A 25704-nucleotide genomic window follows, 5' to 3' on the forward strand; every position below is an offset into this window, starting at 1 on the left:
TGAAAGCCTCTTTTCAAACAGCCTGATCAGGCTGGCGGGGTTTGGTCATCGTAGTCGTACACGCGGTCGTCGTAGTTGGTGGCGGTGACGCTGGCCCCCAACATCCCTCGCGGGCGGACTGATGTGATCAATGCTTTGAAGGCCCACCGTTCGGTGGTGCCGAAGTAAACGTGGGGCGGCTCTTGCCGGGCAGTGAGATCCGGCCAGGGCAGCGGGATGTCGGCGATGATGTGGTAATCATCATCGCCCCGGGTGGCTGGCCATGGGCCTGCCACGGTGCCGTCCGGATTGCGATAGGCCACTACATAGCTGGCACCAGAATCGCTCCAATCCATAGGCTCGCTGACCGTGAGCAGCGCGCCGCTGCTACCTGCATACTCAATAGCCAGCAGGATGCTGCTTTGCCCGTAGCTGGGCAGGTCGTCGAGGATGGGCACATAGCTCATGTAATTGGCGTTGAGGCCATCCAGCTCCGTATCGAAGCTGAACTCCCAACGGCGATACTTCATGGCTAGCCGGGCACGCATACCGATCTGCCAGGCCTGGGTGCGGTCGGTAACACCATCGAGGCGGATCTTTTCAACCTTGATGCCAAGATCCCCCGGCAACCGGCATTCCACGGTTTGCTTCGTCCAGTTCGACCCGTTGGTGAACTCCACATCCACGCCATCAGCATCATCAGGCCGCTGCGCCTTGAAGCTGCGGGTGAGCGGCCCGGTCATGTTCTGAGGCGAAAAGCCCTGCCCTCTTTCGAAGGTGGTGCGGGGTTCGTCCCTCACCGGCAAGATGACACCCTGGTCCAGCGTCAATTCCGACATGCCAGCCCGCAGCACCATCTTCATGGCATCGCGAACCGTGGTTTCATCAAACACGAACCCGAACTTGTCACCGCGACCCTTCCAGATGCCATCCAACCGCACCAGCTCATCGTGGTCGATCTCCATGCCCACAGACTCCGCGATGTGGTAGAGCGCCGGGGCAATGTCGCTATTCTCTTCTGCTGGCTGCCAGACGCCACCAGATAGCACTGGAAGCTTCCGCTCGGCCTCAACATTGATCTGGTTTTCGGAAGCGCTGGCAATTTTGCTGGAGTTCACCAGCTTCACAGCCATGGTGGTCCATGGGTAGCTGGTTGGCGGATTCAGCTTCGCCCGCATCCCATACCACTCAATATCCCGGTTACCCTTTGCCGTGGACGGGCCGGTGCCACGGCGAACCCTCACCTCTGCCTGGATACTGGACGGGAGATTAAGCGTTTCCGTAAAGCCGATCTGGTTCAGTGTTGATTCGAAGTAGCTGAAGCCCACATCTGTCCAGCTGTCCGCCGTGCCAGCCTCTCTCCACTGAACGCGAACGCTCGCATTGAGGTACCCCGTACCACCGTCACCACTGAAGTACACCAGCCCCTTGGGGAACATGAAATCCAATTCAATTTCATCTGTTACCTCGCCATCAGGGCAAGCCAAAAATGGACCCGCCCACCCTACAGAGGCCGAGTTCCCCTCAACATAGACCACCCCATCGGTAGTGGTGACTGTGTCGAACCCTGGCCAGCCTGAATCGGCGTTCAGTTCGTCATCAAGCCGGGTCAGCTCTATCTCGCTGGTAGTGGCGCCATCGACCAGGTAGAGCATGCCGCGATAGCCGATAGCCATGCGCGCAGCGTCTGGCGTCAAGCCGGTCACCGGATCGCCAGAATCGTAGGAGAGCGTCATTTCGGCTTCAGCCGCCACCGTGGTCTCATCGCCAGTGACACCCACCGGAGAAGCTCCCAGCACATCGGTGTAATCGCCACTCACAGTGATCGCAGCGCCGGAGTAACTTGGGCCCTGCTCCACCAGCTGCACTTTTCCGCTGCCGTCATCCTGCGCCTGAATGGTGGCGTCCAGCTGGCTGTTCAGTTCCGTGATCAGCCCAGACAAATCCGTGACATCGGTGTTCAGGGTGACGGTTTGGCTGTTGCCATCCAGTAGCACGCTGAAACTGGCTGATGTCACATCAAAGTCGTAGCGCGCCGGTACGGCGTTACCAGTTAGCGTTGAGGCAGAGCCAGTAGCGTCAGGCACTGACGCTGTGAAACTTTCCACCGTGTAGTTGCCGAAATTGTCACCGGCGATCTCAATCAGCATCCCCGCGAAGGCGCCCAGCTGATCCAGTGGGCCGCGGATAATGTCACGGGTGCCGCCGGACTCAATGGTGTAATCCAGGTATTGCTCAACCCTTACCACCAGCGTGTTATTCCACCCCGCCGGAAAGCTACCGGCACCAGCAGGGATACTGATGGTGTCACCGCTGAAGGTGAATGCAGAGGCATCTGGATAATCAGAAACATTCGATACACTGCCTAGGGCAATGCCGGCATTCCCGCCCGCTGTTGCCCCGACCTCTCGGCAGTTGTGCCACCACTCTGCCGCCTCCTCAGCAGACAAATCCGCGTTCGGCTCGTAGATAGTGAATTCCGCATCCGCCCCCAGCGCCGTCAGCGGGGTATTACCCACCTTCACTCCGCTGATGGGGATGTCGTACTCACCGGGCCCAACACACAACAGCATATTTAACTGCTGCTTCTTTTTCCCGGTAAACCACCGGCGAGGAGGCAATAGGTAATCCGGATACCGGCGGTATCTGCCAATAGGCTCCGGGACGGCCTGCCCCAACCTGGCAATGTTTGCCTGGGCGCTGACAGGCGAGAATGCGGAACCGCTGCCAGTCTGAGACGGGAAGTCTGGCTGCAGGGCGTTGATGATCGGTCGGAAGGTTTCGCGCAGCGAAATCGCGCCGATCAGCAGCTGCACCCCAGCCGGCTGAATCCGGATAGCAACATTGTCCGGCGCATTAACCACCGTGCAGCCCCACCGGCTTGGCGGCAAAAGATCACCGTTGATGGTGATGCTCACAGGCTGGTTATTGCCCGGCTTATATTCGGCCACATTGTCCGCCATCCACTGCCCAACAGTGATGCCTTCGACTTCGTGCTCCTCGATAGGCTCACAAGGGCCAATGCTGGGATAGACCTTAATCATCGTAATAGGTGACCTTCAGAAAGCGGGCTTCAAAATCACGGATGCGGGTAAGCACCGGGCCGGTACTGGAATCGGTTTCCAGCACCCACTTGCGTCCGTCGACTTCCACTACAATGCCGACATGGATGCAGAGCCTGCCGCGCCACCCCATTGCCATTGCGCCCGGCACTGGATTGGCTGGCTTCAGATGCTTGTGGATGGTTGCGTTGACTGCCTCTGTCATTTCCCGGGCCATCTGGCCGCCGATCTCGCCATAGCTGGCAAGCAATGGCTTGCCAAACATGACGGCACGCGCTTCACGCACCAGTCCCCAGCAGTCATAGGCGTCCGGCCCACGGCCATACCGGCGGTAGGTGCTGCTCAAGTAATGCTGGATCACAGGTAGGCGATGCCGGGGGCATTCAGTTGGGTGTAGCGTTCACGAGGCCATGCGGTGTTCAGGATGTCGTAATAGCTGGCCTCAAGCTGCACTTCCACGCCCTCGAAACTGCCACCCACCAGGGTGAAGCTTTGCGGCAGGCTGGCCGGGGCGCTCAGGTCGCTGCTGTCGAATTCCCGATAGATGATCTCCGTGGGCGTGGTTGCTTCCAGCGCGGCCACCACTGCCGCCTGGGCGTCGCCGTTGGCGTTCCACAGGCCAAACTTCAGGGTCTGCTTCCCGGTGTCGTTCTTCTCAGGAAGATCGATCACCAGATTGCCCGCAGTGAAGGTGACCGTGCTGTCATCTTCCAGCGTGACCTCAATATCCTCGAAGCCGTTACACACCCGGATCGGCGCCTCACCCGGAACGCGAATATCCAGCGTCGGGATCAGCACCACCCCCGTAGGCGCGCTGGCATAAATTACATCCAGTGCAGTAGGCATATCAGGGCTCCGGCCATTCCTGGTTCATGGCAATGTCGATCAGCGACATACCCAGCACCAGATCCGGGAAGAGGCCCCAACCTACAGGGATCAGCGGCCGCTCGATGATTTCCAGCTTGGCACTGATGCGCCATTCAAAGGCACCAACCGGTGCCGGCCCGGAATACATTTCCGTGAAGCGGCATTCATACTGGCTCACGCCCGGGTTGTCCCGACCATCCAGCGGACTGCGCAGCTCACAATTGAACCAGTCCGCACCGTCATTAATAGAATCACGGAACCACCCCTCGAACAGGGCCGCCTCCTCTGGCGTCATCAGCCAGGACACATCCACCATGGTCGGCACATTGGTAAAGGTGCGCCGCTGCCTGGCCCGCCCGGTGGCCATGGGCGTGCGGGCAAACGGCTGCACCGGCTGCAGGCTATACCCTTCACGCTGACCACAGGGCAGCTGCGACGGGAAATCGATATCAGTCGCCATCAGCTGCCCACCCTTTTCAGGCCATAGGTTTGCTCAAGCGCCCGCGCTGCAGGGCCATCATCACGGATATTCGACACGAACGCGGTGATATCCATCCCCCCTGCCCGCGGGGTTTTCTGCACCTGCCCTGCCTTGCTGGCATCCTCCACCAGGTTCACCGTCACATCACCACCGCCAAGCATCTTGGCGGTATCGGCCCGGCTGGTGACATGGGCCGGGCCCTGGACGATCTCGGGGCCACGCTCACCGACGATCCCGAAGGAACCGCCCGGGATGGTGCCGCCTTTGTCGAAGGCACCTGCGAAAGCAAGCGCCCCCACTGATGCGGCCAGAGGTTCGGCCGCAGCCGATGCAGCCGCAGCGGCTGCCGGAGCCGCTGCCGGACCTACAATTGGAATGGCAGCGGTGCTTGCATACGCACTCAGTGCTGCCTGCTTCGCTGTAGCCTGAGCCTGGAACGCCATGGCAGATGCCGCAGAGGCCGCCGTTGATTTCCCTACCAGCTGCTGCACAACGGAATAAGCCACCCACTCCGCTGCCATCTTGCCCAGGGCATTCACGATGGAGCGGGCCATACCTTCGCCCAGCTGCTGGAACGCCTCGCGGGCTGTTTCAGCATCGAAAATCATGCCTTCCAGTGCGTCACCGATGCCACTGGAGAAGCGATCCACCGTGGACAGCGCAAGGTCATCCAGGGAGGTTAACGTCCGCTCTGCAGCCAGGAGATATTTTTCCCAAAAGCTGCCATTGATCTCAGTGAGCTGTTCGTTGGTTTGTTGCTCAAGGCGAGCGAGAAGATCACGCCGCTTAAGAGAGGTTTCTTCCGTATTCTGCAGGATGATGTCCCGCCGGCGGCGATAACTTTCCAGGATGGTATCTTCTTCAGTCATCAGCGACTGAGTGACAGAATCCAGCGCAGCTGCTGACGATTCACGGGCCTTCCGCCATTCAGCGGTGGACGCACTAGCCGATTCAATCAGCTTGTCCAGCTCCTCCGCTTGAGCCCTGGCTGCCTCTGCCACATCGAAGGAACCGCTACCACCCACTGCAGGCGGCGAGGTATTCATCATGTCAAGCAGTTCACGCACGCGCGAAATAGAGGACCCCGTCTTGTCGCCAGCCTTCTCTCCGATCTTGTCGATGGCCGAGCCATACTTCAGCAGCGTTGCCTCGACATCCTCAAAACCAACAGAGAGCGCCGCTTTTCCCTCTCCAAAACCTTTGTATATCTGCTTAAGCACAGCTGCAGGGTTCATCCGCTCAGCAATGGAAAGATCATTCAAGCCGGCAGCATCCACAGCCGCAGCAAGCGCGCCCATGCTTTTACCCAGAAGATGAACCGAAGCCACCGCGCCAAGCCCGGCCTTTGCAATCCACTCCATGCTGGTAGCAAGCGCCTGCCCCAACTCGCTGGCAATTGCGCCATCAGTGGACAGATCCGTGAAGGCTTCGGCCAAGTTCGCCACAATCGGCAGAGTTTCAGCTGCAATGCGATTACGGAATCCTTCAGTGGATTGATCAAGCAGATACATGGCCGCCTGAAGGTCCTTGGCAGCATTGATCGTGTTGTCATCCAGGATCGCACCGGCACGCTCCGCCTGGTCACCCAGCTCCTTAAACCCTTTCGCACCGTCACGCAGCAACGGGGCCAGCGCTGGCGCCTGATCATTAATTTCCTTGAGATAGAACAGCATCTGGCTCTGATCCAGATTCGCTTTCTCAAGCGCCGAGAAGTACAGCTCCAGCCCCTGCGGGCCGCTCAACTTCTTGAATTCCTCAGCCGTGACACCAGCCTGCGGCGCAATGTTCTCAAAGAAATCAGCCAGCGGGCCCGCCCCTGTTTCCAGGAAATCCCCCACCTTCTCGCTCAGGTCGGAATACACATCCGACAGGCCATCCATGTCCACACCAACCAACTTGGCTGCCGCTGCGCCTTTCTGGAATTCCTGAACACTGGTATTTGAGATGGACGCCAATCGACTGAACTGTTGCGCAGAGTCGTAAACCTCCTTGTTCATCAAGGCCAGGCTGGCTGCTACACCCGTCGCCATGCCAGCGATCGCAGTACCCAGCAGCTTCGCATCACGCTTGATGTCGCCCATGCGCTTTTTGGAGGCACGAGCAGCGGCATCCATGCCTTTCTCAAAGCCCCCTGTACGAGCAATGAGATCCAGCGTCAATGTGCCAAGGCTACGACTTGCCATTTATTGCCACCTCTCCATTGCCTCACCGAGGCTGATTTCTTGTTCATCCGCACTGGCGTATGGCATGAAGTCCGCCATCTCCGCCGTTCCGCCGCCCAAGCGATTCAGGTACATCGCCAGCAGAGCAAAAGGCCATTCCATCCGACGCTGCATGGCCAGGGAGCCACGCTTGCGCATGTAGGCCATCCATTGCTGTACTTCGCGGTAGCTAAGTGCCAGCTTGGCTTCCGCAATGGTTCGCCCACCCACACCGGCCAGCACGAGTTCGTGCCAGAACTCATCGGCAGGCGTTATTTCTTTACCGCTACAGATTCCCCAATGGCCTTCATGAAAGCAGCCGCCAAAGAGGGTTTGAGTTGAAACGCCTGCTCATAAGTGAGCTGCTCTTCACCCTCTTTGCCTAAACGGATAGATTCGGAAATCATTACCGCTTCGATACTCCGAGAAGGGTTCTCCGGATCCACCGGGGTATTACGGATACGGTCCACATCCCCGAAAGAAAGCTGCTTCACCCAGGCGTCGAAAGTCACCACCTCACCCTTGTAGGTAGGCACCCAATTCGGGTTGTCCACCGCCACAAGTTTCCCGGTAGCATCCAGCTGCTTGAGCATGGGCAACCGGCCTTCAGGGTCGGGCAATTTCACCCGATCGTCCCATTCGATTTCACAGAGTTCCGGCTTGGCGGACACCAGCCCGCCAAGCGATTGCAGCTTCTTCAGATCCATGGGGATTCCTTACGGGGTTTTCTTGATCCAGCTGCTACCACCCGTGCGCTGAATTGACACGTTGGTGGTCACCACAGCGTTAAGCTGGAAGTCGAACGGAAAGTCAGCCACATACCCTTCAAACACGAACCAGGTACGGTCAGCCGGCAAGTTAAAGTCGCCACTGCTATCGATACCCGGGATTGAGGTCGGCAGGCCATCCGCATCCAGCGGGCCATCAGACCAGCCCACAGCCCATTTCAAGGACGGGGAAGGGTTGTCTTCAGAGAGCTCATGCAGGCGGATATGGCTAGCATTCTCCGGGTCTGCATTGATCGTCATGGAAGCTTGGCCAGGAGTACGCAGCCCAGGCTTGTAGGACCGGTTATTCGCCGCCAGGCAGGTATCTTCAATCTGATCCGCCGGGGCACCACCGGGGTTGAACGAGGTGGCACATTCCACTTCCACCACAGACGGGTCACTGCCCTCCGGGTCAATGAAAAATACCTGGGTGCCTTGAGTAAGCTTACTCATGGTTGGGTCTCCATCGTTGGGATTGGCCCCGCTTAACAGCGGTGCTGTTACAGAAATAGTGCGCCACACCCCCTCGCCTCACGGCGATGACATGCAACGGCTTTAAACGGGCATAAAAAAACCCGCCGAAGCGGGTTTTCATGAAATGGGGTAGAACTAGTTATCTAAACAAGCCTTAAAGACGGCATTACTAAATCTATTGACCATCTCTTCCTTATGACCATCGGGCATTACATCAATATCATAAGCAGCCCGAATCAAAGGCAAGATCAGCTCAATAGCATCAGGATCAATGCGATCTACCAGCTCATACATCGGGACATCCTGCTGCCGCGCAATCATCGTGCCCTCTGCCAGCTTAGCAACATGCTTACAGTGTCCAATTTTTTCTTCGCTAGCGACGACGAATGAACACCAAAATAAAAATAATACCACCAGATATCGCATAACCACTCCCTTTACTAACGGTTAAATCATAACCGCAAATGCAGAAAGGAGGCATCAAAATTGACCCGCCATCGCTTAGTCGCCGGATCTTGACTATGGCCACCCCAGCGGGAAATATACGCCCGCGCTTCCATGGCATCACGAATAGCCTTGGCCACTGCCAGCACATCCGCTTCATCTCTGCCGTACACATCCATCTGCACGTCGTAGCTGTCAGCGTCCGGGCGATCCTGCAGGTAGTTCTCCGCCGCACCGCCGATGACCTGCCAGACCACATACGGGTCTTGCACGCCTTGCGGGGCACTGCCGAACGGATAGCAGCGGATCGGGTTGCCCAGCAGGGCCACCACGGCGGCATTGGCAGAAAGTATGGGATACACCGGCGGGACCATCAGGCGGCACCCCCTTTCTTCTTCGCACGCTTGATAGCGCGATCAATGCCCTTCTCGAACTCGCGGATAAATGTGTCCGTTACGGGGTTGATGTTGTCTTCCAGTGCCGGCCGCAGGAAAGGCTGCGCCCGCATCTTCTCGGTACCGAGCTCCCAGAAGCGCCAGTGCGGAGTGGGACCTGCCACCCCCTCATCCGGGTTACCCTTTTTTTCCACCTTGGAACCATGGCGCACACCAACACGAAATGCCGGGTCACCCGTTCGCTTGAAGTGCTTGGTGTTCCATTTGATTGCCACGTTGTCCGCTATGGAACGGCCCGTGGCGGGGTCATCCAACCGCTCAGCATTCTGCTTGGCAGCATCCCGCACCAGATTGGCAGCTTTACGCAGTGCAGCCCGGCCCGTCTTACGGCGAGTTTCCTGCTTGATGCTGTCGAGCTTGCCCAGCAGGGTATTGAGGCCGGTGATGCTGAACTTAATGTCATCAGCCATCACTCACCCCCTCTTTACAGGTGAGGCGCCACTCTTGCCGCCCGGTGCGATCGGTGGCCATGCCATCGATGTCGTAGATACGGCCATCCCAAAGGATCCGCATCGCCTGGTTGAGCCCCGGGAACCAGCGCAGATTAATGCGCGCATCGGTTTCCGCCTGCACGGCACCTGCCGCACGACTCTCTCTGCCCGGCCCAGTCAGCACTTCCGCCGGTACCGAGCCCATGGCTGTGCCGCTGATCACCAGCGTTTGCCAGCTGTAAATCTGGCCCCCGGTGTCCGGGTTCCGGCCGGATTCCACTTTTTCCTGAATCTCGATGCGATGGCGCAGGCGATAGCTGAGCATCAGACCCCCAAGCCGCAGCGATACGGCATGAGTATCACTTCAGCTACATGGCGCAGCTGCTCGGCATCATCCGGGCTGGCCTGGTAGGCCGCCTGCAGCAGGATCAGTACGCCCAGCCGCACACTGGCTGGCATCACCGAGCCGCTGCTGCTGGAGCTGCTGCACTCGCAGACTTCTCCGAAATCACTACGGTTCATGAACTGCAGGGCCTCATCGTGGGCCGCATCCAGCAGCATCTGCAGCTTGCTGTCATCCGCATCATGGATGACATCCAGATAATCTTTGGCTTCATCCAGAGAGATGGTCATAACGGCAATACCCATGATTGTTTGGCAGCCCAGGGCCGCGGGTTACCGTGAAAGCACACCACCCGGGCACCGTGGGGAATCTGTTTCTGGCAGTGCACTTTGTATGACACCACCTTGCCCGGCAGCGCCTGCTGCCAGGTTTGTGCAGGGAGCACATCTTGCAGGAAGCCCTGATCACCCCAGCGCTCCCGGGTTTGGCACCGAGCCTGATGACCTTCCGGATCTTCCAGCCAGGCATCCCACACTTGCGCTTTGTCTTCTTCGCGGATGTACATCAGGCCAGAGGCCAGCAACCCTGGCTTGTAGAAGTCATCCAGCAGGGTGGTCTCCCCTACCCCCTCTAGTGTGGCGAGGTCGCCAATAACCACGGTATCCAGATCCAGATAGAGCAGATCGCCCGGGATGGCACTGGAAAACAGGTTCATCTTGCTCCACCAGCCAGACCAGCCATGCTGCAGCGGCACCACCGGAACACCCGGCACAGGCACATCAGACAGACAGACCAGCCCTGGCACTTGCCGCGCCAACCACTGCACGTGCCTGGGCGTAAACTCACCACCGGATTTCAGCACACAGACGCGGGTTACTTTGTCCATAAAGCGGGATCCACCCAGGCCGCAGCGGCCTCTGCAGCGAATTCAATGCCGAGGGCATCCAGCACGGGCTGCAGGCCAGTGAAGTTGCCCTCTGCGAATTCGTCCGGACGAACACTGTGTGCACCGGGGATCTCGCCCATGAGCTCCCAGGCACGCTCGGTATGCCGATCGCTGGGGTCAAACCCTGCTCGCTCCCGGCTGGCCCGGATGGCTCGCAAGTCCCGGTAGCAGCACACCACCACCGGATTGAAAGCCTTGAACACAGGCCACCACTCGGGCCCCGCTTTTACCGCCCACTGCTGAGGAGCAGCATGCTGATCAAGCCATACCCGCCAGCTTTCCTGCCTGGCGATCGGGCCCGCGTTTTGCCAATCCATTTTCAGGAAGCGGGATTCATGGAAGCCCTTGGTATTGATGGGGCTGGCCGGCACACAAGGGCCAAACCAGACACCATGCGCCGCAAACAGGCCGGCCGTCATGCTGGTACCAGAGCGGGAGGCCCCGGTAATAAAGAGCGGACGGTCATGCATGCAGCGCTGCCTCCAATGAGATTCGCGGCCAAAGCTGGATGGCGGTTTCCCGGCTGGCGTTCAGAACTTCCGCACCATGCAGAAAGCTGCTGGCTTTCTGGAACTCTGCGGGCCACCGGTTTACCGACACCGCATTGCCCAACCCCTTGGGGTGATCACCATGCCAGTGCCGCTTGCCATCCGGGGCGTATTTGCAGTCGTACCCCAGCATGATGATCCGGCGAGCACCGTAGTGATGGGCCAGGATCAATGCACCGGCGCCACTGTTGCCGGAGTACGGCAGATCCACCATCGCCGCTCCGCGGGCATTCTTGGCGATGGTGAGCTTTTCACCCTTGAAGCCATGGGTGTCGTCGTAATGCTTACGCCACCAGGCGAGATCCATTGCATAAAGGATGTCGGCCCAGGGCGCTATTCGGAAGGTGGTGTTGGTGACGATGACGCCGCGCGTTTCCGGCGAGGCTTCCTTCCAGGCTTTGACTTGTTCAACGTCTGCTTCGTTGAGGCTGGGGCCACTGGCGAGGCAGACGACTTCGTGCCAGCGGCCTTCCGGGGGTGGGCCTCAATCTCCCGAACCAGCTTCTTCGCCGCCAGCTCGCCGGCCAGATGCGGGGAACAATGGAACCGCTCACCTTGCACCCGGTTATCAAAATACGTCAGGGCTACCACTTCTGGCATGGTTCACTCCTGGTAATAAAAAAGGGGCCCGAAGGCCCCAATCACGCCAGTGATCAGCTACCGCTCAGCGGGCCCTTCACAAAGGCTTCGTCACGGTAGATGGCCAGCACCGCGCGCTCTTCAATGCGAATGGTCGCCATGTTCCGTTCGAAGTTGTCCTTGTTCTCGTAGGAGATCGCCACGCTGGCATCTTCGCGATCCAGCAGCTGGGCATGGGTAGCGAAATCGCCCACCACCGTTTGACCCTGCGGCATGGACTGGGTGGACACCACATCACGGCCCCAGATGCGACCCGTGGTAGTGTTCTGCGGGTTGGTGAACAGGTACTGCTTGTTCGCATCCTTCTGCAGTTCGATGTTCGCCCAGTTGACGGGGTTGAGAACCACACCGGTTGCCATGGCTTCCGCCAATTCGACCTGCAGCATCATGAGGCGCAGGCGGTCGAGAGGGGTTTCGTCAGTGACAACAGCACCCGCCGGCTGAGCGTACGCAGCAGCTGCAGTAAACAGGCCTTCCAGGTTGCCACCGGTACCGGAGCCCAGCAGCAGCTGCAGTTCTTCTTTGAGCTTCAAGCCATGCATACCACGGCCATCCAGGTAGCTCATCAGGTAGGGCACATCGGACAGCATCTGGATAGAGACATCCAGGGTATGCGCGATAGTGGCTACGGCCCGGGTCACATCCTCAAAGGTGATTTCAGACTTACCTTTCAAGCCCCCCTGGCTGGACTGGATGCCCGCGTTGTTGGTGAAGCCGGATTCACGCGGGAAGAAGATGGCAGAGCTGGAAGTGCGACCAGGCATCAACAGGTCACGAATCGTGAGACGACGCTGCAAAGGCGCCACCAGACCCCGATTATCCGCCGGATAGGTCAGGGAGCTACCGCCACCGCTGGTGTCAGTGAGCGCTGCCTGGAATGCACTACGTGGCACCGCCACACGCATGGTCTGACCCTGCACCGGGTTCGCCAGGAAGGCACGGGCATCTTCATGCTCTTCAATGTGAGCAGCCAGCAGCTGGCCACCAGTCTGCGCTTTAGCAGGGCCAGCATTGGCGGAATCCTGCAAACCCGCCATGGTCTGCTCCAGCGCACGCAGATTTTCCTGCAGGCCACCCTGGGTAGTCAGCAGTTCGTCTACCTTGGCTTTCGTCTCTTCGCTCATGGAGCGATGCGCCTTGATGTCCTTCTCCGACTGCTCGGCGTGCGCCTTTAGCTTGTCACCAATGTCTTTCAGGTTGGTCTGTACTTCCTTGTACTGGGCTTCGATATCTTCTTCCGAACCCACCTTACCGAACTGGGCACGCATGCCACCGCGATAGTGAGTATGACCGGGCTCGACCAGCAGGCCAGAGGCTGCAACGATCAGGACAGAGGCCACGATGGTTTCCGGGGTAATACCGAAAGCCAGCGGCAGGGACGCCGCAATGGCGATGGTGGCCAGCACAAAGCCAGCCGTCAGTTGAAAGCGTTTCATAACGGTTTCCTCAAGCAGGGAATTGGATTTTGTTCAGGGGTTGCAGGTCGTACTCAGCAGCGTGTCGCGTGCTGTCATCGGTAGCGTTACGCATACCGGGGCCACCAGCGTTGCGCGTGGTGGACTTGAATTCGTTGAGCAACTGGCGGCGATCGGCACGGCTGAGGCCGGCTTTGGCCAGGGCGATATCCAGTTTCTTGGCGGCGTACTTGCCGCCGCTGGCATTGGCATCCGCATCGATCTGGTCGGAATCCAGCAGGGAGTCGGCAAAGTTCTGCGTCACTGCATCGCTACCGCCAATCCAGGTCTCTTGATCCATGAGTGCCTGCAGATCGTCCAGATCATCACCAGTGCGGGCGCTGTACACATCTGCCATGGAGCGATCCAGCGGCTCAAGGAAGTCCGCAATGTCACGGAAGTCGTGCCGGTTACCGGCGGCCAGGGTCCAGGCATTGTGGATCATGAAGAAGCCAGCCCGGGAGATCTGCACTTCATCACCCGCCATGGCGATGATGCTGGCCGCGCTCGCAGCCAGGCCCATCACTTTTACAGTGACGGTGCCTTTGTGTTCCTTGAGCAGGTTGTAGATGGTGAGGCCTTCGAACAGGTCACCACCCGGGGAGTTGATGTTCACGGTGACCGGGTTGTCGGTACCGATGCCTCGCAGCGCCGCGGCGATGCGCTTGCTGCTGACGCCCTCACCCCAGTAATCCTCACCGATCACATCAAAGATGCCGATGTCGCTGTCACCTTCTGCCGCGGCCTGGACGCCGGGGTTCCAGCGCTGCAGGGCCACCGGGGACAGATCGAAACGGACGTTGGCGCCCTTGTGCAGTTGCGGGAAGCGGGTGCGCAGGTTCATTGCAGGGGCTCCTGTTTTTGCGTGGCGTCATCGCCTTGATCCAGCCAGGCTTTCAGCGCCGCGCGGGCGCTGTCGCCATCGTTCTGGGTACCGATCAGATCCAGCGGCACCATGGCACTCTGGACGGTCAGCACGTTGGCGTTGCCACCCCGTGCCGGCATGTTCTCTTTCTCGCGCACTTCGTCACGGCTCCAGATGCCGTTGTTCACCATGACGGAGTACAGGGCAGCCCGGGCAGCAGCGTCGCCGCGCAGCAGGCCTTCAATGCTGAATTCAGCGTAGTAGCGGCCCTGATCCTGTGGCGGTAGCAGGCTCTTGTTGATGGCCTGCTCAATACGGGTGAGCCAGGGGCGCAGGGTAAAGGTGATGAAGCGGAGCATTTTCTGCTCCAGCCCGGTGCCCCAGTTGCTGTCCTTGTTGCCGTGGCCAACCATGCTCGGGTCCACCAGGTACCAGCGGCAGACTTCTTCCACCGAAAAGGAACGACTTTCCAGCAGCTGAGCATCCTTGGGATTGATCCCAATGGCTTCGGCATCCATTCCCGCTTCCAGCAGGGGCGCTTCACCTGCCTGCATGGAACCGCGGATCGTTTTCAGGTTGGTCCGGAATTCATCGCGCTGCTCTTTCTTCAGCACACGATCCAGCTTGAAATAGACCGCAGGCTGCAGCCCTTTCTCAAAGGTGCTATTGGCTGCCTGCGAGGCAGCCAGTGCGGAACCGAACACCCGCGCCCCATAGCTGATGGCAGAAACGCCCCAACGCCCATCCAGCGAGAAGCCCGGCACATGGAACAGCCGGCTGTTCTGCACCGGGCGCTGCTGGCCGTTGTCTTCGGTGTAGAAGAACTGGTACTGGCCGTCAGCCATACGGCGCCGGGTGAGTCGATTCGGCGCCAAAAACTTCAGGCCAACCAAACGCCCATTCAGGATCTGCTTTTCAGAAAGCCCATTGCCCTGGTTCAGCAGGGCAGCGGATTTTGCTTCCCAGTAGGTGCTGGCCGTGGCATTGGCATTTGGGCTGGAATGCAAGATCCGGTACAGCGGGTGCTCTGTGGCCAGCCGGCGCCCGGCATCCGTGCGCTCATAAAGCTGAAGCGGCAAGGTACCAATGGTTTCAGAGATCAGACGCGTGCAGGCCCAGGCAGCAGACAGGGTCATCACGCTGTTGGGCGTGATGTTTTGCCCAGCGGTATCGGTGCTGGCCGGGACGGTGGAATCCAGCGTGCGCCAGTCCACACCCAGCCAGCCCAGCAGCGCCGCTTTGAAGCGCCCAGGCTTTTCTGCGTTGCTGCGGTTTTTCACAGTATCGGATCCTTCAGGAAGTCATCGATGTCGTCTTCATCGTCCGGCTCGTGCGCGGCAATGAAGGCCATCAGCGCCGCCACGGCGCCATCGATCTTGCTGTCTCGGTTTTCTTTAACGGGGCGTAGCATCTTCCCGTCTTCGGTTTCCTTGGCCACCACGTTGCTGAACATCCAGCTGAGGCAAGGGTTGCCATCGTGGTGGATTCGCCCGGCCTTGAGCAGGCGCTCAAAGTCACGCATCGGGGCGGAAAAGTTGGTGTAGGTCTGCCCGACCTTCACGGCCTCAATGCCGTGGTGCTTGTCCAGGCGTTGTGCCAGGTGCGCCGCGCCATGCGGATCGTAAAAGCTCTGCTCGATATCGAACTGCTCCGCATCCTGGATAATATGGTCTTCCACATCGTCATAGTCGATGGTCTCGCCATCGCACTGGATCAGATGGCCGCTCTGCACCCATTCGTCGTAATGATCGTGGTCCTGCACTTTCGCTTCAGTGGCGTAGTAGCGGCCGAAGAAGTAATAGTGCTGTTCTCCATCCACCACCCGGGTGAAGCACTTCACCGCGGCGGTGAGGTCATCGGTTTCAGACAGGTCGATGCCCAGCTTGGCGGCTTCGCCCTCGAACTGGCTGACATGCAGCGCGGGATCTGCCTGACGGTTCCAGTCCAGCATGTTGAGCCAGGCGTTCTTGCCGGTAACCCAGACATTGAAGTGTTTGGTGAGCACGATGCTCCGCTTGCGTGGGCTCTGCTCTGCATCCCGCACCCGGGCTTCCAGGAACTCACGGCTCACAGAGATCCCCATGTTGGGGTTGGCCTTGATCAGGCCCTCCTCAGTGCGCCACTCGTTTTCCGGGTCATCCACGGTGTAAATCACACCGAAGAGTTCTTCATTCACGATGCTGCCCTGCAGCACCGCTTCCAGTTCCTTCTGCTGGGCATAACAGGGCCCGGCAATGTTCGACCCGGCAGTGGTAATCATCAGCAGCAACGGCTGATCCCGTGCACCCATGCCGGTAAGCATGGTGTCGTACAAGGTGTCATCCGGGTGTTCGTGCACTTCATCCAGGATGGCGCAGCTGGGTGAAGCACCGTCACCGGGTTTACCGATAACAGGTTCAAAGCGGCTGCCATCCGGGAAGCGCTTGCTGCCATCTTCCCGGGGCTTGGTGCCCACCTGGTCCGCTTCCAGCCGTTTCGCATGGCTGGTGATGCCGTAGGCTCGGCGGAAGGATGGCTGCTTCTCCGCCATCTTCTTGGCGGGCCGGAACACCTCCCACGCCTGCTTCTCGCTGGTGGCACCGCAATACACTTCAGCGCCGTACTCCCCATCCTGAGCCAGCATGTAATTTGCGATTACAGCGGCCTTGATGGATTTGCCGTTCTTGCGGGGCTCGCAGTCGTACACGATCCGGAACCGACGCAGGCCGGTGTCGGGATGCACCCAGCCGAAAATGTTGGCCAGTCCAAACTTCTGCCACGCCTCGAAGCGGATCCGGTTTGCCTTACCGCTGGCCCGGGCCCACTTCCCTTTCACGTGCGGGAAGAGCTGGCCGAAATCGATGATCTTGCAGGCCCTGGTTTCATCAAACACGTAGGGGAAGCCGTCCGTGTTCTGCCGCTCCAGATCATTCAGGAAGCGCTGCACCGCCAGGCGCTCCCACTTACAAGCAGGCCGCTCACCGCTGGTCACTGCATCGCAATAGGCGTGGATATCCGCCAGATGATCGTCACTGATCGGGATCACAGCGCCCCGAACTCATCGTCATCGAACAGGCCGGCCTGCTTATCGTTGAAGCGCAGTTCGGTAGCCGGGGACAGGCCCAACTGTGCCACCAGGGAATTCCACTTCCGCCAGTCATCGTTCAGCTGCGCCACCTGCGGGCGGCTCTTGTGCTGGATGCCATGGCGGCCGCTGGTCGCGTAGCTCCAATCTTGTTCATCCAGAAGGGAGCGCAGATCATCCATCCGCACCTTCACCACGCAGTACTGCTCGATGAAGTCAACGTAGTGAGGCCGCAGCCGACCCAGGCGGCTGAGCTCCGGAGCGATCCGGTCCCACACTTTCTTTTCGTCGCGGGTCAGCCCGCGGGGTTTCATCTGTTTGGCGCGGTCTTTGTGGAGCTGGTCGTTTTCAGCAGATGCAGCTTGGGCTTCCTCAAACTTCGGGTGCCTGGCTATCGCTGACTCTTTGTATCGACCGGCCATAACAGGTCATCACCACCAGCAAATCGGCCAATGGTGAAACTCCTTTCAATTCCAAACGCATAAAAATTCGACTGGGGGGGCGGTGTCCGTGAGGGACGGCTTAGAGTTTCGACGTACCCCCTCCATTCCGGTACTTACCAGAACAGAGCTGATAAATATAACCCTCTGAAACACCGAAACTATTTGCTAATTCTCTTGCAGAAGCTCCGTCAATCTTTCGCCGCCGAATAAGCGCCACATCAAAGTCATCAAGCCGGCAGTTTGGCGCCCTTTCTCCGGGCCCATAGGTGCCATGCTTAGCTGCATCGCTTAAATTATCTTTGGGGCTTCCCCAATAAAGATTCTCTACACGGTTATCTGTTGATTGTCCGTTTCTGTGACAACAGTAAGGCTTACCTACAGGCGGCGGACCCATGAATGACAAAGCAACTGCACGGTGAACAGGCATTCTCATTCTGTACTTTGATTTGCCAGTGCCCACAGTGAGGTTAACAACTAAATATCCACGATTATCACGAGCTTTAAGTAAACGAAGCTCACCAGACCTCATTGAATAGACACGGCCATCACTGGTCACAAAATATCCATCATGGCCTGGAACTGGCTTCACTGCTTTCTCCCTTTCTGGGCTTCCAGCTGGGTCTTCAGGTCACTGCATGGCTGGCAAAGCGTCTGCAGATTGCTCTCTGCATCACTGCCGCCCTCAGCTTTCGGGACAATGTGGTCACAAATGCCGGCTTTCGTGCCATGCAACGTGACAACCGTGACGATTCCCTGCCGTAAACATTCCCGGCAAAGGAAACCATCACGCTCGAATACGCGCTCTCGCTTGCGCCGCCATGGCCGGCCACCCCGGCCAGACTTGGCCTTCACGGGCTTCTGCCATGCCACACGGTTGGGGCAGTCACCGGCATGCACCTTGCGGCACTTACCGCACCAGCGAGACGGGCGTGTCGCCATTAGATCGGACGGCCTGAAAGATCCACACAAGGCGGAACATCAGGGTCAGGCCCCTCATCATCCAGCAGGGTTGCTATCAGCTCCTGGTTCACTGCTACCAACTCCTGATTGGTCTGCACCATCAGGCTCAGCTGCTGAGTCAGTTCCTGCTGGCTCTTGATCAGCTGGCGGATCAACGATTCCTCTTGCTCGCTCATAAGCCAACCTGCTCATCTTGCGGATCCATTCACGCCGCCGCCGGCAGCCTTCACATGCCATTGGCTTGGCACACCTCCCGAACGTAATCCTGCAACCCGCTCAGGGCGCGGATCGCTCGGTCTCCGTCTCGGGTGATGCGGATAACTCGTGCACCATGCGCGGGGTCAAGTTCGGCTCGAACTGCTCCATCATCCACGCTGGTGGTGCCGGCCGCTTCACTGGATCCACATTGCCTGATAAGCACTGACAGCCGCTGACGGCCAGACTCAACATCAGCCAGCAGATCAGCCTCACGTTCGGCAGCCGCTTGCCTGTCTTCAGTGTGCGTTGCATCAAGGGTCTCCAGTCGGTTCTGCAGGTTGTCGCGCTGTGTCATCACGTGCGCCACATCCACCAGGGCATCCAGTGCCTGCTCTTCACGATACTCAGCAAACACACCCTTCTGCCATTGCCAGGCAGACACAAAGCCAACACCGTAAATGCCTGCCACCACCACCAGCAGGGCCAAGCCGCGAATCATTGCCGGGCTCATGCATCACCCATGCAAAGCTGATATTCCGCCTCACGGCGCCGCACCAGGCCCCGCAACTTATTGCCTCCGGCATACACCCAGCGCTTCAGCTCAGGGCACCAGGCACTGTACTCAGCGCCTTGATTGATCTTCTTCACCAGCGTGCTGTTACACGCTGCACCCACACCCACGTTGTACGTCCAGCTGAGCACAGCGGCCCACTGGTTCGGGGTCAGGTAACCATCGATGCAAGCCTCAATACCGGCCAAATGCGTCAACAGCTCATGCTGCAGCGCTGCATCGCACTCAGCATCTGAAGCGGTGTCACCCAGCTGCACACCCGCTGTCACACCTTCACAGATCGTCGGGATGCCAACAGGATCCAGATAAGCCACCAGGGAACGCCCCTCGAACGGCGCCACCACGGCGCCTGCGATCGTCAGCACACCGGCAGCAACCAATCCTGCCAAACGCGCCTTACTCGCCATCGCGAACATCCTCCTGGATCTGTTCCACCTTCAGCTGGAACAGCTTCTCTTCCCGGCGATCCTTGCGCTGCTGATAAATGAAGTTGATCAGCAACGTCACAATCGCCGTCACGATCCCGACAATCACGCCCCACTCAGTCAATGTCAGGCCGGCAATCACAGAAATTCCGGCACCGGCGTAACTGGTGGCCGACACAGCCGTGTCAGTCTTTGGCGTCATTCGGGCTGCCCCTTCAGTCGGAATTCGCACAAATAAAAAAGCCCACCAAAGGTGGGCCGGGGGAGAGTATCGCGCATAAAAAAACCCGCCGCTGATTTCTCAGGGCGGGTTTTCGCACGATGGGAAAATGATGGTGTTTTTTGTCCGGTCCGTCAACAGGTCAAGAGCAGAAAACCAAAAAAACTCTCATGCCGCCTCATCAGCAAACTGGTGATAAAGGTGACGCAGCACTTTTTCCTCAAGTGACCACAGCAGCTTCATCACATCATCAGAGCGCTCTTGCCAGGCATCAGCAAACTGGCTTTTACCAATCCCCGCCACCGCCGCTTTACTGCGCACCGTCAGCTTGGCCTGGCCAGATCCCTTGCAGCGATCGCATTCCACCCAGCTGGATTCCACCGCCTTCAGTTTTCCGCTGGCACGCTTTACGGGCTTCTGTTGCCACACACTGCCGCGACCAACGCAGTGGCTACAGCGCATCGGGTGGACCAGCTCAAACACGCACAGCTGCGCCAACCCTTCGCAGTAATCCTTCTTCCAGCCATTGCGATCGCACCGCCGCTGAAATTCATCGCGTACCCACACCGCTAGATCCAACTGCGCCTGGTTGTCATCGCAGAACTTGGCACGTCCCACCAGAGCAGCCTCAAGCGGCAGCCTGCCCATGCCCAGGGCGCCCGCCACATCCACTGGACGAATCGCCACAGGCCCACTGCCGAAGCCCGCACCATCAATGAGTAAACCCTTGGCCGTCATCTTTCCCAGCAACCGGATCGGATTCATAACACTCCCCTGTCCATTTCCTGTTTGTTCAACGTGGAACACCCTGTTTTTGGCTGCCGACACCTGAATTTTAGGTGTCTGGTTAGGTGTCTAGCCGTAACTCTCTGAATTGCCTTACTGTTTTATCTATTTCCGACACCTAGACACCTAGACACATGAATTACACATGCGCATGCGTGCCTGCGCGCACCTGCGCACGAGGGCCGTTTTTATCCGTCTAGGCGTCTAGGCCAGTAACCATGCGCACTACAGCTGTCGGCCAGCTGTCGGCGCAGGTGTCTAGGTGTCGGATAAACACGATCATGCGGCCACCTCACGGAACCATTCACCCTGGGCAGCAGCATGAAACGCCCTCGCCTGCTCACCCAGCTGATCAACGTAGCCAGGCATATCACGGCCCTTATAAACCTCAGGCGGCACCCAGAGGCGCACCGTCTTCTTGGGGGTCATATCCTTGGGGATGGAAACGTCACGACGCTCTTGCTTCATCACGCGCTTCAAATCAGCAGCCAGATCACGCTGCCGCCGCTTGTATTCGTTATTGCGTTCACACCACCGCACAAATACATGCCACAGGTCAGCAGACGCCACAGCGCCATAGGGCAGGCCCAACTCGCCATCCTTCCACAGCTTGTGGAAATACAGCGCCGTACTCATCCCCATCTCTACCAGGCCTTCTTTTTCCTCGCTCAAGGGCGGCCGGGTCCAGGTACCAAAGTCACCAAGATCCAGCGATAACAGGTACTGGAAAAAACACCCCACACCATCACCATGGATCTCTTCAAACAACAACTGGAAGTAATCCGCCCCAGGCACATCATCGGCATAAAGCACCATGTACCGGCGATCACCCTGATCAAGCAGCAAAGGCACCGTCTCGTTTGAGAGGAACACCATGTTCATGTGGTTCGATTCCACCCGTTCAGGCGCGTGCTTCTCATTGATCCGCACGGTTTTCCCGGTCACCAGGTGCTTCAGCTGCCCCTTGTAATGGCTCTTTTCTGCCCGGCTCACCACTTCCTCTGCCAGAGCGAAGCACTTGCCTGCCTGCCATCCGGTAAACTGGCTTTCCAGCTGGGCCTGCCCGATCGTGGTCGCAGCATCGCCATAAATCGGCATTACCACGTTTTCCCACACCGCGCTTTTACCCGGCCCCTCAGCACCAAACATCACCACACTGGTATCCATCTTGGCGCCAGGGTACTGCAGCGGGTAAGCAATCCAACGCATCAACCAGCTGAACATCTCATTGCGGCTACCACACAACTTCCAGAAGTGCTCAATAATCCGCTTGCAACCGGCTTCACCCTTCGGGTTCGGTTCAACACCAAAGCCCCTCCAGAGATTTACCCAGTCCTTACCCAAATCTCGGCCAGGTTCAAACTTCAGCCCGTACACAATTTTCCGGCTGGGGCTATCCTCCCAGCTTTTGAACAACTCCCTGCCCACCGCATGCCGCAAATGAGATAGCCGCATGTAGATCTGGTTTCGGGAGTCCCAAACCATATCCGTGCCGTAGACCAGCATGCAGTGCTGCACCAACCCGGACTTGTTCCATTTGGTACCACCCCCCTCGCCCCCTTGCGCGTGACCGCGCTCTTCAGGAGTGGGCGCGGGAGAGGACGGTTCTTCTGTGTCATTGGCAGCCAGGGCCTGCTTCAGCCCCTCTTCCATCTGCCGCTTCGCCTCGCGCTTACCTTCCTGCTGCGCGAGATCATTCCAATCTCCATACATCAGGCAGCATCCTTCTTCGGGAAACTCGGCACCAGAATCACACCGCCAAAGGCCTCCTGGCACTTCAACGCCGCATCCTGCCCTGCACGCTTGCCGTTCTTCGGGTCTGGCTTATCGTTGTCTGCCAGCCAGATCGGCGTCTTGTCCACCAGCATGCTGGCCTTGTGCATCTCAGCCGCAACCGCCTTCATGTTCCCTGAATCGAAACAGCAGACCACGGGATAACCACTACCCAGTTCATAGGCGGTAGCCGCGGTGGCATAGCCCTCAGCAAAGCCCACCAGCTGCGCACCCTCCAGACTGCCCAGCACATGGAACAGGCCCTTCTTGCGGCCATACTTCGGGAACAGCTTGGTGCCCTGCTCGTTTACCGTCTGGATGGACCACACCATGCCCTGGGTATCACACAACGGTACCGCGATGGCGCCACTCTTGAGCAGCTGGAAGGAAATATGCTCCGGGCGAGGATTCGGCAAAGAATTGAAAAAGGCCCGTATCTCGGGCCCTAGCTTTATCTCACAGGTCTGCGCCTGGTCATCGATCACCAGCAGCACCGCATTGCGGAAAAACCGCACACCATGCGCCCCCACCCCTTTCTTGCCGAGGTAAGCACTCTTGCCCATGGTTTCGGTGTGCCGCTCCCAAACGGTATGACATGCCGAGGCAACGGCATCCTGCATGGCCATGGATCGGGCTTCATCCGCCTCGATCTCGGCTTGCCGCTCGCGACGCCGCGCTTCATGCGCATCACTCAGCTGCCGCTTTTCTTCCACGGTGAGCTCACGTTTCGGGCGATCCCAGCCGCCATCCTTCGCCAGCTTGATCAGCGTACCGATCGAGTAATGCCCCGGCTTAGCACTGCGCCAGGTAGCCCTGCAGGCCCCCTTGTCATAGGACTGCCCCTGCTGGCTCCAGCTTTCGAACATATCCCATCCAGCATCGCCGTATTCATTCTTCAGGGCCCCAGCAATGGAAAACCAGGTATCCCGATCGCAATTGGCATCGATGTAGAGCAGAGCCTGCTCGGCTTCATGGATAGGTAGCGGATCAGACATGCAGCACCTCCGAAAACTTGCGCTGATGATCAACCGGAGTTCCCGGATTACGAACAGGCGGCAATCCCGCACCACGCGCCGGCGGTTCAGCAGGAGGGTCCTTGGGCGGTATTTGGGAATTACCCTTTCTACGCTTACGAAAAGGCCAGAAGAAGGCGGCAGCTTCCACCATGCTACGATTGAGTTCACCACAAACAACAACCCACAAGAGAGGAAGCCACCATAAAAAGTGGCGGCAAAACAAAGTCATGAAACCAAAAGAATGGATCAAAACACGCTGGGAAAATCTGAAAAATAAATACTGGGATACGAAACCAAGGTACGACGCGGAAATGATAAGCATGGGAGAAGACGTACCCTGGCTCAGGCAGCAATGGGAACGCTTACAAAAGGCCAATAACGGGAATTGGCCACTAAATGCTGCTAAGTGGACGCTATTACTCATCGCCGGGGGGCTCCTGCTCAAGGCTTTGGGAATCTGAAATCCTGTCCTCTTCCAAAAGCCGCAGAATCTTACCGACAAACTCAATACGCTGAGCCTTGCTTTGATCAGGATCAAACCTGAAATAACATCGCGGATAGTCCGCATTGAGCATGAACACCTGCCCAGGTTTTCGCGCTTTCTTCTTACAATCAAGATACCCACGAGCAAGGCCTAGAACGTAAAAAATCCCAATCCATACCCCTCCCGCTATGAATGCAATCGATAAATCCGACATCACTCACCCCCAAAGCAACGGGCCGCTTCCACCAGGCTGAACCCGGACTGACAAAGGCGGTGCAGACTCTTTTCCAGCACCGCCAGTTCGTCCTGGTCCACCTTCCCATCGGCCAGCGCATCGCGTACATCACTGGTCATCTTGCCTACTCGGCTCACCAGATCGGCCAGGCCGCTGAACAGCTCCGACTCCTCTGCCCCTTCCAGCTTCGGCATGGGTAACCAGACACAACCGGTGATCAGCGACAGCGCATCCAGAATCTGATCCAGATCCCCATGGTCACGAGCGTACTCCGTGATCAGCTCGAACTGATGGAGTGTTGGATTGCGATCGGGATCGTTGAGGGCAAGGTTGTTGTAGAGCTGCTGGGGGTTCAGATCGTAAGTGACAGCGATCTTCTTGATGTTCTGGCGCTTGGCCGTCATGGACAGAGCAGTTTTCAGGTCGGGCAAGGTGCTCTGAGCAAGCTCGACGCGGCTCATACGTGAAGTCTTCATGTGGAAACTCTCTCCCGGGTTTCTCTCAACAGGCGGCCTCGCCGCCCCTATTCTGGAATCGTTAGGCGGCGGATTTACCGGTCTCAAGAAGACCGAAATGCCGAAAGACGTCGTCCAGGGAAACCTCCCCAGATGACTCTACAGAAAGCGCTTTCATTAACGCCGGTCTGGGAATACGTGTTGCGCCTTTAATGTGCCCTCGCAGGTATTTTCCTGTAGTGCCACACCTCCCGGCATAAGCATCTTGCTCAGCCTCTGTGAGGCCATCGATATATTCGTAAAGGGTCATGGTCGCCTCCTAATACCAAAAATATAACCTTTTAGGTTATGTGCATCAACACCTTTTTGGTTGTTCACCAGAAAGGTTATTTGCTGGGACAATGGCAACACTTATTGGAGGGGTCATGGATTCCAAAACTATTCGGTATAAGAACACTCGGCAGCTTGTTCACTCTGTGGGAGGAGTTTCAGCATTTGCTGAAAGACTTAGCAAACAACAATCCCAGGTGAGCGCATTTGCAGGCGAGAAACCGGTAAAAGGAATCGGCCCTAAGATCGCCCGGCAAATAGAATCAGCTTTCGGGAAGCCTAACGGCTGGCTGGACATACCCCATCAAGACTTATGGGAGGGCCTGACTAACATTGCGGAGCCCCCATCCACTTATGGCAACACCAGGACAGCCCCAGTTATCAGCTGGGTCCAAGCTGGGGAATGGACCGAAGCCATTGATATTTATCAACCTGGCTACGGAGATAGCTATGAGTCCGTTTCCGACCAATCCTCGCCTAACGTGTTCTGGTTAAAGGTTGTTGGCGATAGCATGACCGCTCCGTCCGGTTTAAGCATTCCTGAAGGGCATCTCATTCTGGTTGATCCAGATAAAGACCCCATAAACGGAAACCTAGTTGTCGCAAAGCTAGAAGAAAGCCAGGAAGTAACCTTCAAAAAGCTTGTCATTGATGCAGGACAGAAATACCTAAAGCCCCTTAATCCCAACTACAAGACATTGCCCATCAACGGTAATTGCCGAATCGTTGGCGTCGTCACGGAGGCGAAGGTTAAGCTGTGAGGTAGACCCAAATTCGCCACAAGGAGG

At 58.0% G+C, this 25704-nt stretch carries 33 protein-coding genes; 3 read left to right on the forward strand and 30 right to left on the reverse strand.

What is annotated here, in order from left to right; genetic code table 11:
• Positions 1-26: 26 nt before the first annotated feature.
• The 21 genes from MWU49_RS09055 to MWU49_RS09155 all read right to left on the reverse strand — a co-directional run bounded on the left by MWU49_RS09055 (position 27) and on the right by MWU49_RS09155 (position 17334).
• The gene (locus tag MWU49_RS09055) at positions 27-3023 is read right to left on the reverse strand and encodes a host specificity factor TipJ family phage tail protein (protein ID WP_246970927.1); all 2997 of its coding nucleotides are present in this window, start codon (positions 3021-3023) and stop codon (positions 27-29) included.
• Positions 3016-3402 (reverse strand): hypothetical protein, encoded by a 387-nt coding sequence (locus MWU49_RS09060; RefSeq protein WP_246970929.1) that lies wholly within the window; start codon positions 3400-3402, stop codon positions 3016-3018. The genes MWU49_RS09055 and MWU49_RS09060 overlap by 8 nt, the downstream gene beginning before the upstream one ends.
• Positions 3399-3887 carry a DUF1833 family protein gene (locus MWU49_RS09065; RefSeq protein ID WP_246970931.1) on the reverse strand — a complete coding sequence of 163 codons (489 nt, stop codon included), beginning with the start codon at positions 3885-3887 and terminating at the stop codon, positions 3399-3401. Before MWU49_RS09065 ends, MWU49_RS09060 begins: the two co-directional genes overlap by 4 nt.
• 1 nt (position 3888) lies before the next feature.
• Positions 3889-4368, reverse strand: coding sequence for a hypothetical protein (locus MWU49_RS09070; protein ID WP_246970933.1), 480 nt, complete (start codon positions 4366-4368; stop codon positions 3889-3891).
• Complete coding sequence (locus MWU49_RS09075; protein ID WP_246970935.1) at positions 4368-6572, reverse strand: hypothetical protein; 2205 nt, start codon at positions 6570-6572, stop codon at positions 4368-4370. Before MWU49_RS09075 ends, MWU49_RS09070 begins: the two co-directional genes overlap by 1 nt.
• The gene (locus tag MWU49_RS09080; RefSeq protein WP_246970937.1) at positions 6573-6833 is read right to left on the reverse strand and encodes a hypothetical protein; all 261 of its coding nucleotides are present in this window, start codon (positions 6831-6833) and stop codon (positions 6573-6575) included.
• Positions 6834-6862: 29 nt separating this feature from the next.
• Positions 6863-7297, reverse strand: a complete 435-nt coding sequence (locus tag MWU49_RS09085) for a phage tail assembly chaperone family protein, TAC (protein WP_246970939.1) — start codon at positions 7295-7297, stop codon at positions 6863-6865.
• 9 nt (positions 7298-7306) lie between these two features.
• Positions 7307-7810, reverse strand: a complete 504-nt coding sequence (locus tag MWU49_RS09090; RefSeq protein ID WP_246970942.1) for a phage tail tube protein — start codon at positions 7808-7810, stop codon at positions 7307-7309.
• 156 nt (positions 7811-7966) lie between these two features.
• On the reverse strand, positions 7967-8257 hold the full coding sequence (locus MWU49_RS09095) for a hypothetical protein (RefSeq protein WP_246970945.1): 291 nt from the start codon (positions 8255-8257) through the stop codon (positions 7967-7969).
• Between the two features lie 26 nt (positions 8258-8283).
• Complete coding sequence (locus MWU49_RS09100; protein ID WP_246970948.1) at positions 8284-8649, reverse strand: DUF3168 domain-containing protein; 366 nt, start codon at positions 8647-8649, stop codon at positions 8284-8286.
• Positions 8649-9140, reverse strand: coding sequence for an HK97-gp10 family putative phage morphogenesis protein (locus tag MWU49_RS09105; protein ID WP_246970950.1), 492 nt, complete (start codon positions 9138-9140; stop codon positions 8649-8651). Before MWU49_RS09105 ends, MWU49_RS09100 begins: the two co-directional genes overlap by 1 nt.
• On the reverse strand, positions 9133-9486 hold the full coding sequence (locus tag MWU49_RS09110; protein WP_246970952.1) for a phage head closure protein: 354 nt from the start codon (positions 9484-9486) through the stop codon (positions 9133-9135). Before MWU49_RS09110 ends, MWU49_RS09105 begins: the two co-directional genes overlap by 8 nt.
• Positions 9486-9794 (reverse strand): head-tail connector protein, encoded by a 309-nt coding sequence (locus tag MWU49_RS09115; protein WP_246970954.1) that lies wholly within the window; start codon positions 9792-9794, stop codon positions 9486-9488. The genes MWU49_RS09110 and MWU49_RS09115 overlap by 1 nt, the downstream gene beginning before the upstream one ends.
• Positions 9791-10390, reverse strand: a complete 600-nt coding sequence (locus tag MWU49_RS09120; protein ID WP_246970956.1) for a hypothetical protein — start codon at positions 10388-10390, stop codon at positions 9791-9793. The genes MWU49_RS09115 and MWU49_RS09120 overlap by 4 nt, the downstream gene beginning before the upstream one ends.
• Positions 10378-10920 (reverse strand): hypothetical protein, encoded by a 543-nt coding sequence (locus MWU49_RS09125; protein WP_246970958.1) that lies wholly within the window; start codon positions 10918-10920, stop codon positions 10378-10380. Before MWU49_RS09125 ends, MWU49_RS09120 begins: the two co-directional genes overlap by 13 nt.
• Entirely contained in the window at positions 10913-11305 is a 393-nt protein-coding gene (locus tag MWU49_RS09130) for a hypothetical protein (RefSeq protein ID WP_246970961.1), read from the reverse strand. The genes MWU49_RS09125 and MWU49_RS09130 overlap by 8 nt, the downstream gene beginning before the upstream one ends.
• 346 nt (positions 11306-11651) lie before the next feature.
• Positions 11652-13073, reverse strand: coding sequence for a phage major capsid protein (locus MWU49_RS09135; protein WP_246970962.1), 1422 nt, complete (start codon positions 13071-13073; stop codon positions 11652-11654).
• Positions 13074-13083: 10 nt separating this feature from the next.
• Positions 13084-13935 (reverse strand): head maturation protease, ClpP-related, encoded by an 852-nt coding sequence (locus MWU49_RS09140; RefSeq protein WP_246970964.1) that lies wholly within the window; start codon positions 13933-13935, stop codon positions 13084-13086.
• Positions 13932-15236: a phage portal protein gene (locus tag MWU49_RS09145; RefSeq protein ID WP_246970966.1), complete on the reverse strand. Its 1305-nt coding sequence runs from the start codon at positions 15234-15236 to the stop codon at positions 13932-13934. Before MWU49_RS09145 ends, MWU49_RS09140 begins: the two co-directional genes overlap by 4 nt.
• A complete protein-coding gene (locus MWU49_RS09150; protein WP_246970968.1) occupies positions 15233-16981 on the reverse strand; it encodes a terminase TerL endonuclease subunit in 1749 nt (582 codons plus the stop codon). The genes MWU49_RS09145 and MWU49_RS09150 overlap by 4 nt, the downstream gene beginning before the upstream one ends.
• Positions 16978-17334 carry a P27 family phage terminase small subunit gene (locus tag MWU49_RS09155; protein WP_246970970.1) on the reverse strand — a complete coding sequence of 119 codons (357 nt, stop codon included), beginning with the start codon at positions 17332-17334 and terminating at the stop codon, positions 16978-16980. The genes MWU49_RS09150 and MWU49_RS09155 overlap by 4 nt, the downstream gene beginning before the upstream one ends.
• Before the next feature lie 657 nt (positions 17335-17991).
• On the opposite strand from MWU49_RS09155, the gene MWU49_RS09160 reads away from it, so the two are divergent.
• Positions 17992-18225 carry a hypothetical protein gene (locus MWU49_RS09160; RefSeq protein WP_246970972.1) on the forward strand — a complete coding sequence of 78 codons (234 nt, stop codon included), beginning with the start codon at positions 17992-17994 and terminating at the stop codon, positions 18223-18225.
• 176 nt (positions 18226-18401) lie between these two features.
• Here MWU49_RS09160 and MWU49_RS09165 read toward each other — a convergent pair whose 3' ends face one another.
• From MWU49_RS09165 to MWU49_RS09195, 7 genes are all read right to left on the reverse strand, one after another.
• Positions 18402-18599, reverse strand: a complete 198-nt coding sequence (locus MWU49_RS09165; protein WP_246970974.1) for a hypothetical protein — start codon at positions 18597-18599, stop codon at positions 18402-18404.
• A gap of 50 nt (positions 18600-18649) precedes the next feature.
• Complete coding sequence (locus MWU49_RS09170; protein ID WP_246970977.1) at positions 18650-19132, reverse strand: lysis system i-spanin subunit Rz; 483 nt, start codon at positions 19130-19132, stop codon at positions 18650-18652.
• A complete protein-coding gene (locus MWU49_RS09175; protein WP_246970981.1) occupies positions 19129-19599 on the reverse strand; it encodes a lysozyme in 471 nt (156 codons plus the stop codon). The genes MWU49_RS09170 and MWU49_RS09175 overlap by 4 nt, the downstream gene beginning before the upstream one ends.
• Positions 19589-19819 carry a holin gene (locus MWU49_RS09180; RefSeq protein ID WP_246970984.1) on the reverse strand — a complete coding sequence of 77 codons (231 nt, stop codon included), beginning with the start codon at positions 19817-19819 and terminating at the stop codon, positions 19589-19591. The genes MWU49_RS09175 and MWU49_RS09180 overlap by 11 nt, the downstream gene beginning before the upstream one ends.
• Before the next feature lie 186 nt (positions 19820-20005).
• Positions 20006-20602 (reverse strand): hypothetical protein, encoded by a 597-nt coding sequence (locus tag MWU49_RS09185; protein ID WP_246970987.1) that lies wholly within the window; start codon positions 20600-20602, stop codon positions 20006-20008.
• A 300-nt stretch (positions 20603-20902) separates the two neighbouring features.
• Positions 20903-22336 carry a primase-helicase family protein gene (locus MWU49_RS09190; protein ID WP_246970989.1) on the reverse strand — a complete coding sequence of 478 codons (1434 nt, stop codon included), beginning with the start codon at positions 22334-22336 and terminating at the stop codon, positions 20903-20905.
• Complete coding sequence (locus MWU49_RS09195) at positions 22336-23391, reverse strand: PriCT-2 domain-containing protein (RefSeq protein WP_246970991.1); 1056 nt, start codon at positions 23389-23391, stop codon at positions 22336-22338. The genes MWU49_RS09190 and MWU49_RS09195 overlap by 1 nt, the downstream gene beginning before the upstream one ends.
• Before the next feature lie 101 nt (positions 23392-23492).
• Here MWU49_RS09195 and MWU49_RS09200 point away from each other — a divergent pair, with 101 nt between their 5' ends.
• Positions 23493-23873 (forward strand): hypothetical protein, encoded by a 381-nt coding sequence (locus tag MWU49_RS09200; protein ID WP_246970993.1) that lies wholly within the window; start codon positions 23493-23495, stop codon positions 23871-23873.
• 236 nt (positions 23874-24109) lie between these two features.
• On the opposite strand, the gene MWU49_RS09205 is transcribed toward MWU49_RS09200, so the two are convergent.
• Both MWU49_RS09205 and MWU49_RS09210 read right to left on the reverse strand, forming a co-directional pair.
• Positions 24110-24607, reverse strand: a complete 498-nt coding sequence (locus MWU49_RS09205) for a phage regulatory CII family protein (protein WP_246970995.1) — start codon at positions 24605-24607, stop codon at positions 24110-24112.
• Between the two features lie 61 nt (positions 24608-24668).
• On the reverse strand, positions 24669-24896 hold the full coding sequence (locus MWU49_RS09210) for a hypothetical protein (protein WP_246970997.1): 228 nt from the start codon (positions 24894-24896) through the stop codon (positions 24669-24671).
• A gap of 115 nt (positions 24897-25011) precedes the next feature.
• Here MWU49_RS09210 and MWU49_RS09215 point away from each other — a divergent pair, with 115 nt between their 5' ends.
• Positions 25012-25677 (forward strand): S24 family peptidase, encoded by a 666-nt coding sequence (locus MWU49_RS09215; protein ID WP_246970999.1) that lies wholly within the window; start codon positions 25012-25014, stop codon positions 25675-25677.
• The last annotated feature ends 27 nt before the right edge of the window (positions 25678-25704 follow it).

Origin of the sequence: Alcanivorax sp. S6407 (assembly GCF_023016115.1) — a bacterium.
Lineage (GTDB): Bacteria > Pseudomonadota > Gammaproteobacteria > Pseudomonadales > Alcanivoracaceae > Alcanivorax.

Bases quoted from the DNA above. Each gene is read 5' to 3' on its own strand.
- MWU49_RS09055 (WP_246970927.1), bottom strand. From the start codon at position 3,023: ATGATTAAGGTCTATCCCAGCATTGGCCCTTGTGAGCCTATCGAGGAG.
- MWU49_RS09065 (WP_246970931.1), bottom strand. From the start codon at position 3,887: ATGCCTACTGCACTGGATGTAATTTATGCCAGCGCGCCTACGGGGGTG.
- MWU49_RS09070 (WP_246970933.1), bottom strand. From the start codon at position 4,368: ATGGCGACTGATATCGATTTCCCGTCGCAGCTGCCCTGTGGTCAGCGT.
- MWU49_RS09075 (WP_246970935.1), bottom strand. From the start codon at position 6,572: ATGGCAAGTCGTAGCCTTGGCACATTGACGCTGGATCTCATTGCTCGT.
- MWU49_RS09085 (WP_246970939.1), bottom strand. From the start codon at position 7,297: ATGGATCTGAAGAAGCTGCAATCGCTTGGCGGGCTGGTGTCCGCCAAG.
- MWU49_RS09090 (WP_246970942.1), bottom strand. From the start codon at position 7,810: ATGAGTAAGCTTACTCAAGGCACCCAGGTATTTTTCATTGACCCGGAG.
- MWU49_RS09095 (WP_246970945.1), bottom strand. From the start codon at position 8,257: ATGCGATATCTGGTGGTATTATTTTTATTTTGGTGTTCATTCGTCGTC.
- MWU49_RS09100 (WP_246970948.1), bottom strand. From the start codon at position 8,649: ATGGTCCCGCCGGTGTATCCCATACTTTCTGCCAATGCCGCCGTGGTG.
- MWU49_RS09105 (WP_246970950.1), bottom strand. From the start codon at position 9,140: ATGGCTGATGACATTAAGTTCAGCATCACCGGCCTCAATACCCTGCTG.
- MWU49_RS09110 (WP_246970952.1), bottom strand. From the start codon at position 9,486: ATGCTCAGCTATCGCCTGCGCCATCGCATCGAGATTCAGGAAAAAGTG.
- MWU49_RS09115 (WP_246970954.1), bottom strand. From the start codon at position 9,794: ATGACCATCTCTCTGGATGAAGCCAAAGATTATCTGGATGTCATCCAT.
- MWU49_RS09120 (WP_246970956.1), bottom strand. From the start codon at position 10,390: ATGGACAAAGTAACCCGCGTCTGTGTGCTGAAATCCGGTGGTGAGTTT.
- MWU49_RS09125 (WP_246970958.1), bottom strand. From the start codon at position 10,920: ATGCATGACCGTCCGCTCTTTATTACCGGGGCCTCCCGCTCTGGTACC.
- MWU49_RS09130 (WP_246970961.1), bottom strand. From the start codon at position 11,305: ATGGATCTCGCCTGGTGGCGTAAGCATTACGACGACACCCATGGCTTC.
- MWU49_RS09135 (WP_246970962.1), bottom strand. From the start codon at position 13,073: ATGAAACGCTTTCAACTGACGGCTGGCTTTGTGCTGGCCACCATCGCC.
- MWU49_RS09140 (WP_246970964.1), bottom strand. From the start codon at position 13,935: ATGAACCTGCGCACCCGCTTCCCGCAACTGCACAAGGGCGCCAACGTC.
- MWU49_RS09155 (WP_246970970.1), bottom strand. From the start codon at position 17,334: ATGAAACCCCGCGGGCTGACCCGCGACGAAAAGAAAGTGTGGGACCGG.
- MWU49_RS09165 (WP_246970974.1), bottom strand. From the start codon at position 18,599: ATGAGCGAGCAAGAGGAATCGTTGATCCGCCAGCTGATCAAGAGCCAG.
- MWU49_RS09170 (WP_246970977.1), bottom strand. From the start codon at position 19,132: ATGAGCCCGGCAATGATTCGCGGCTTGGCCCTGCTGGTGGTGGTGGCA.
- MWU49_RS09175 (WP_246970981.1), bottom strand. From the start codon at position 19,599: ATGGCGAGTAAGGCGCGTTTGGCAGGATTGGTTGCTGCCGGTGTGCTG.
- MWU49_RS09180 (WP_246970984.1), bottom strand. From the start codon at position 19,819: ATGACGCCAAAGACTGACACGGCTGTGTCGGCCACCAGTTACGCCGGT.
- MWU49_RS09185 (WP_246970987.1), bottom strand. From the start codon at position 20,602: ATGAATCCGATCCGGTTGCTGGGAAAGATGACGGCCAAGGGTTTACTC.
- MWU49_RS09190 (WP_246970989.1), bottom strand. From the start codon at position 22,336: ATGTATGGAGATTGGAATGATCTCGCGCAGCAGGAAGGTAAGCGCGAG.
- MWU49_RS09195 (WP_246970991.1), bottom strand. From the start codon at position 23,391: ATGTCTGATCCGCTACCTATCCATGAAGCCGAGCAGGCTCTGCTCTAC.
- MWU49_RS09205 (WP_246970995.1), bottom strand. From the start codon at position 24,607: ATGAAGACTTCACGTATGAGCCGCGTCGAGCTTGCTCAGAGCACCTTG.
- MWU49_RS09210 (WP_246970997.1), bottom strand. From the start codon at position 24,896: ATGACCCTTTACGAATATATCGATGGCCTCACAGAGGCTGAGCAAGAT.
- MWU49_RS09215 (WP_246970999.1), top strand. From the start codon at position 25,012: ATGGATTCCAAAACTATTCGGTATAAGAACACTCGGCAGCTTGTTCAC.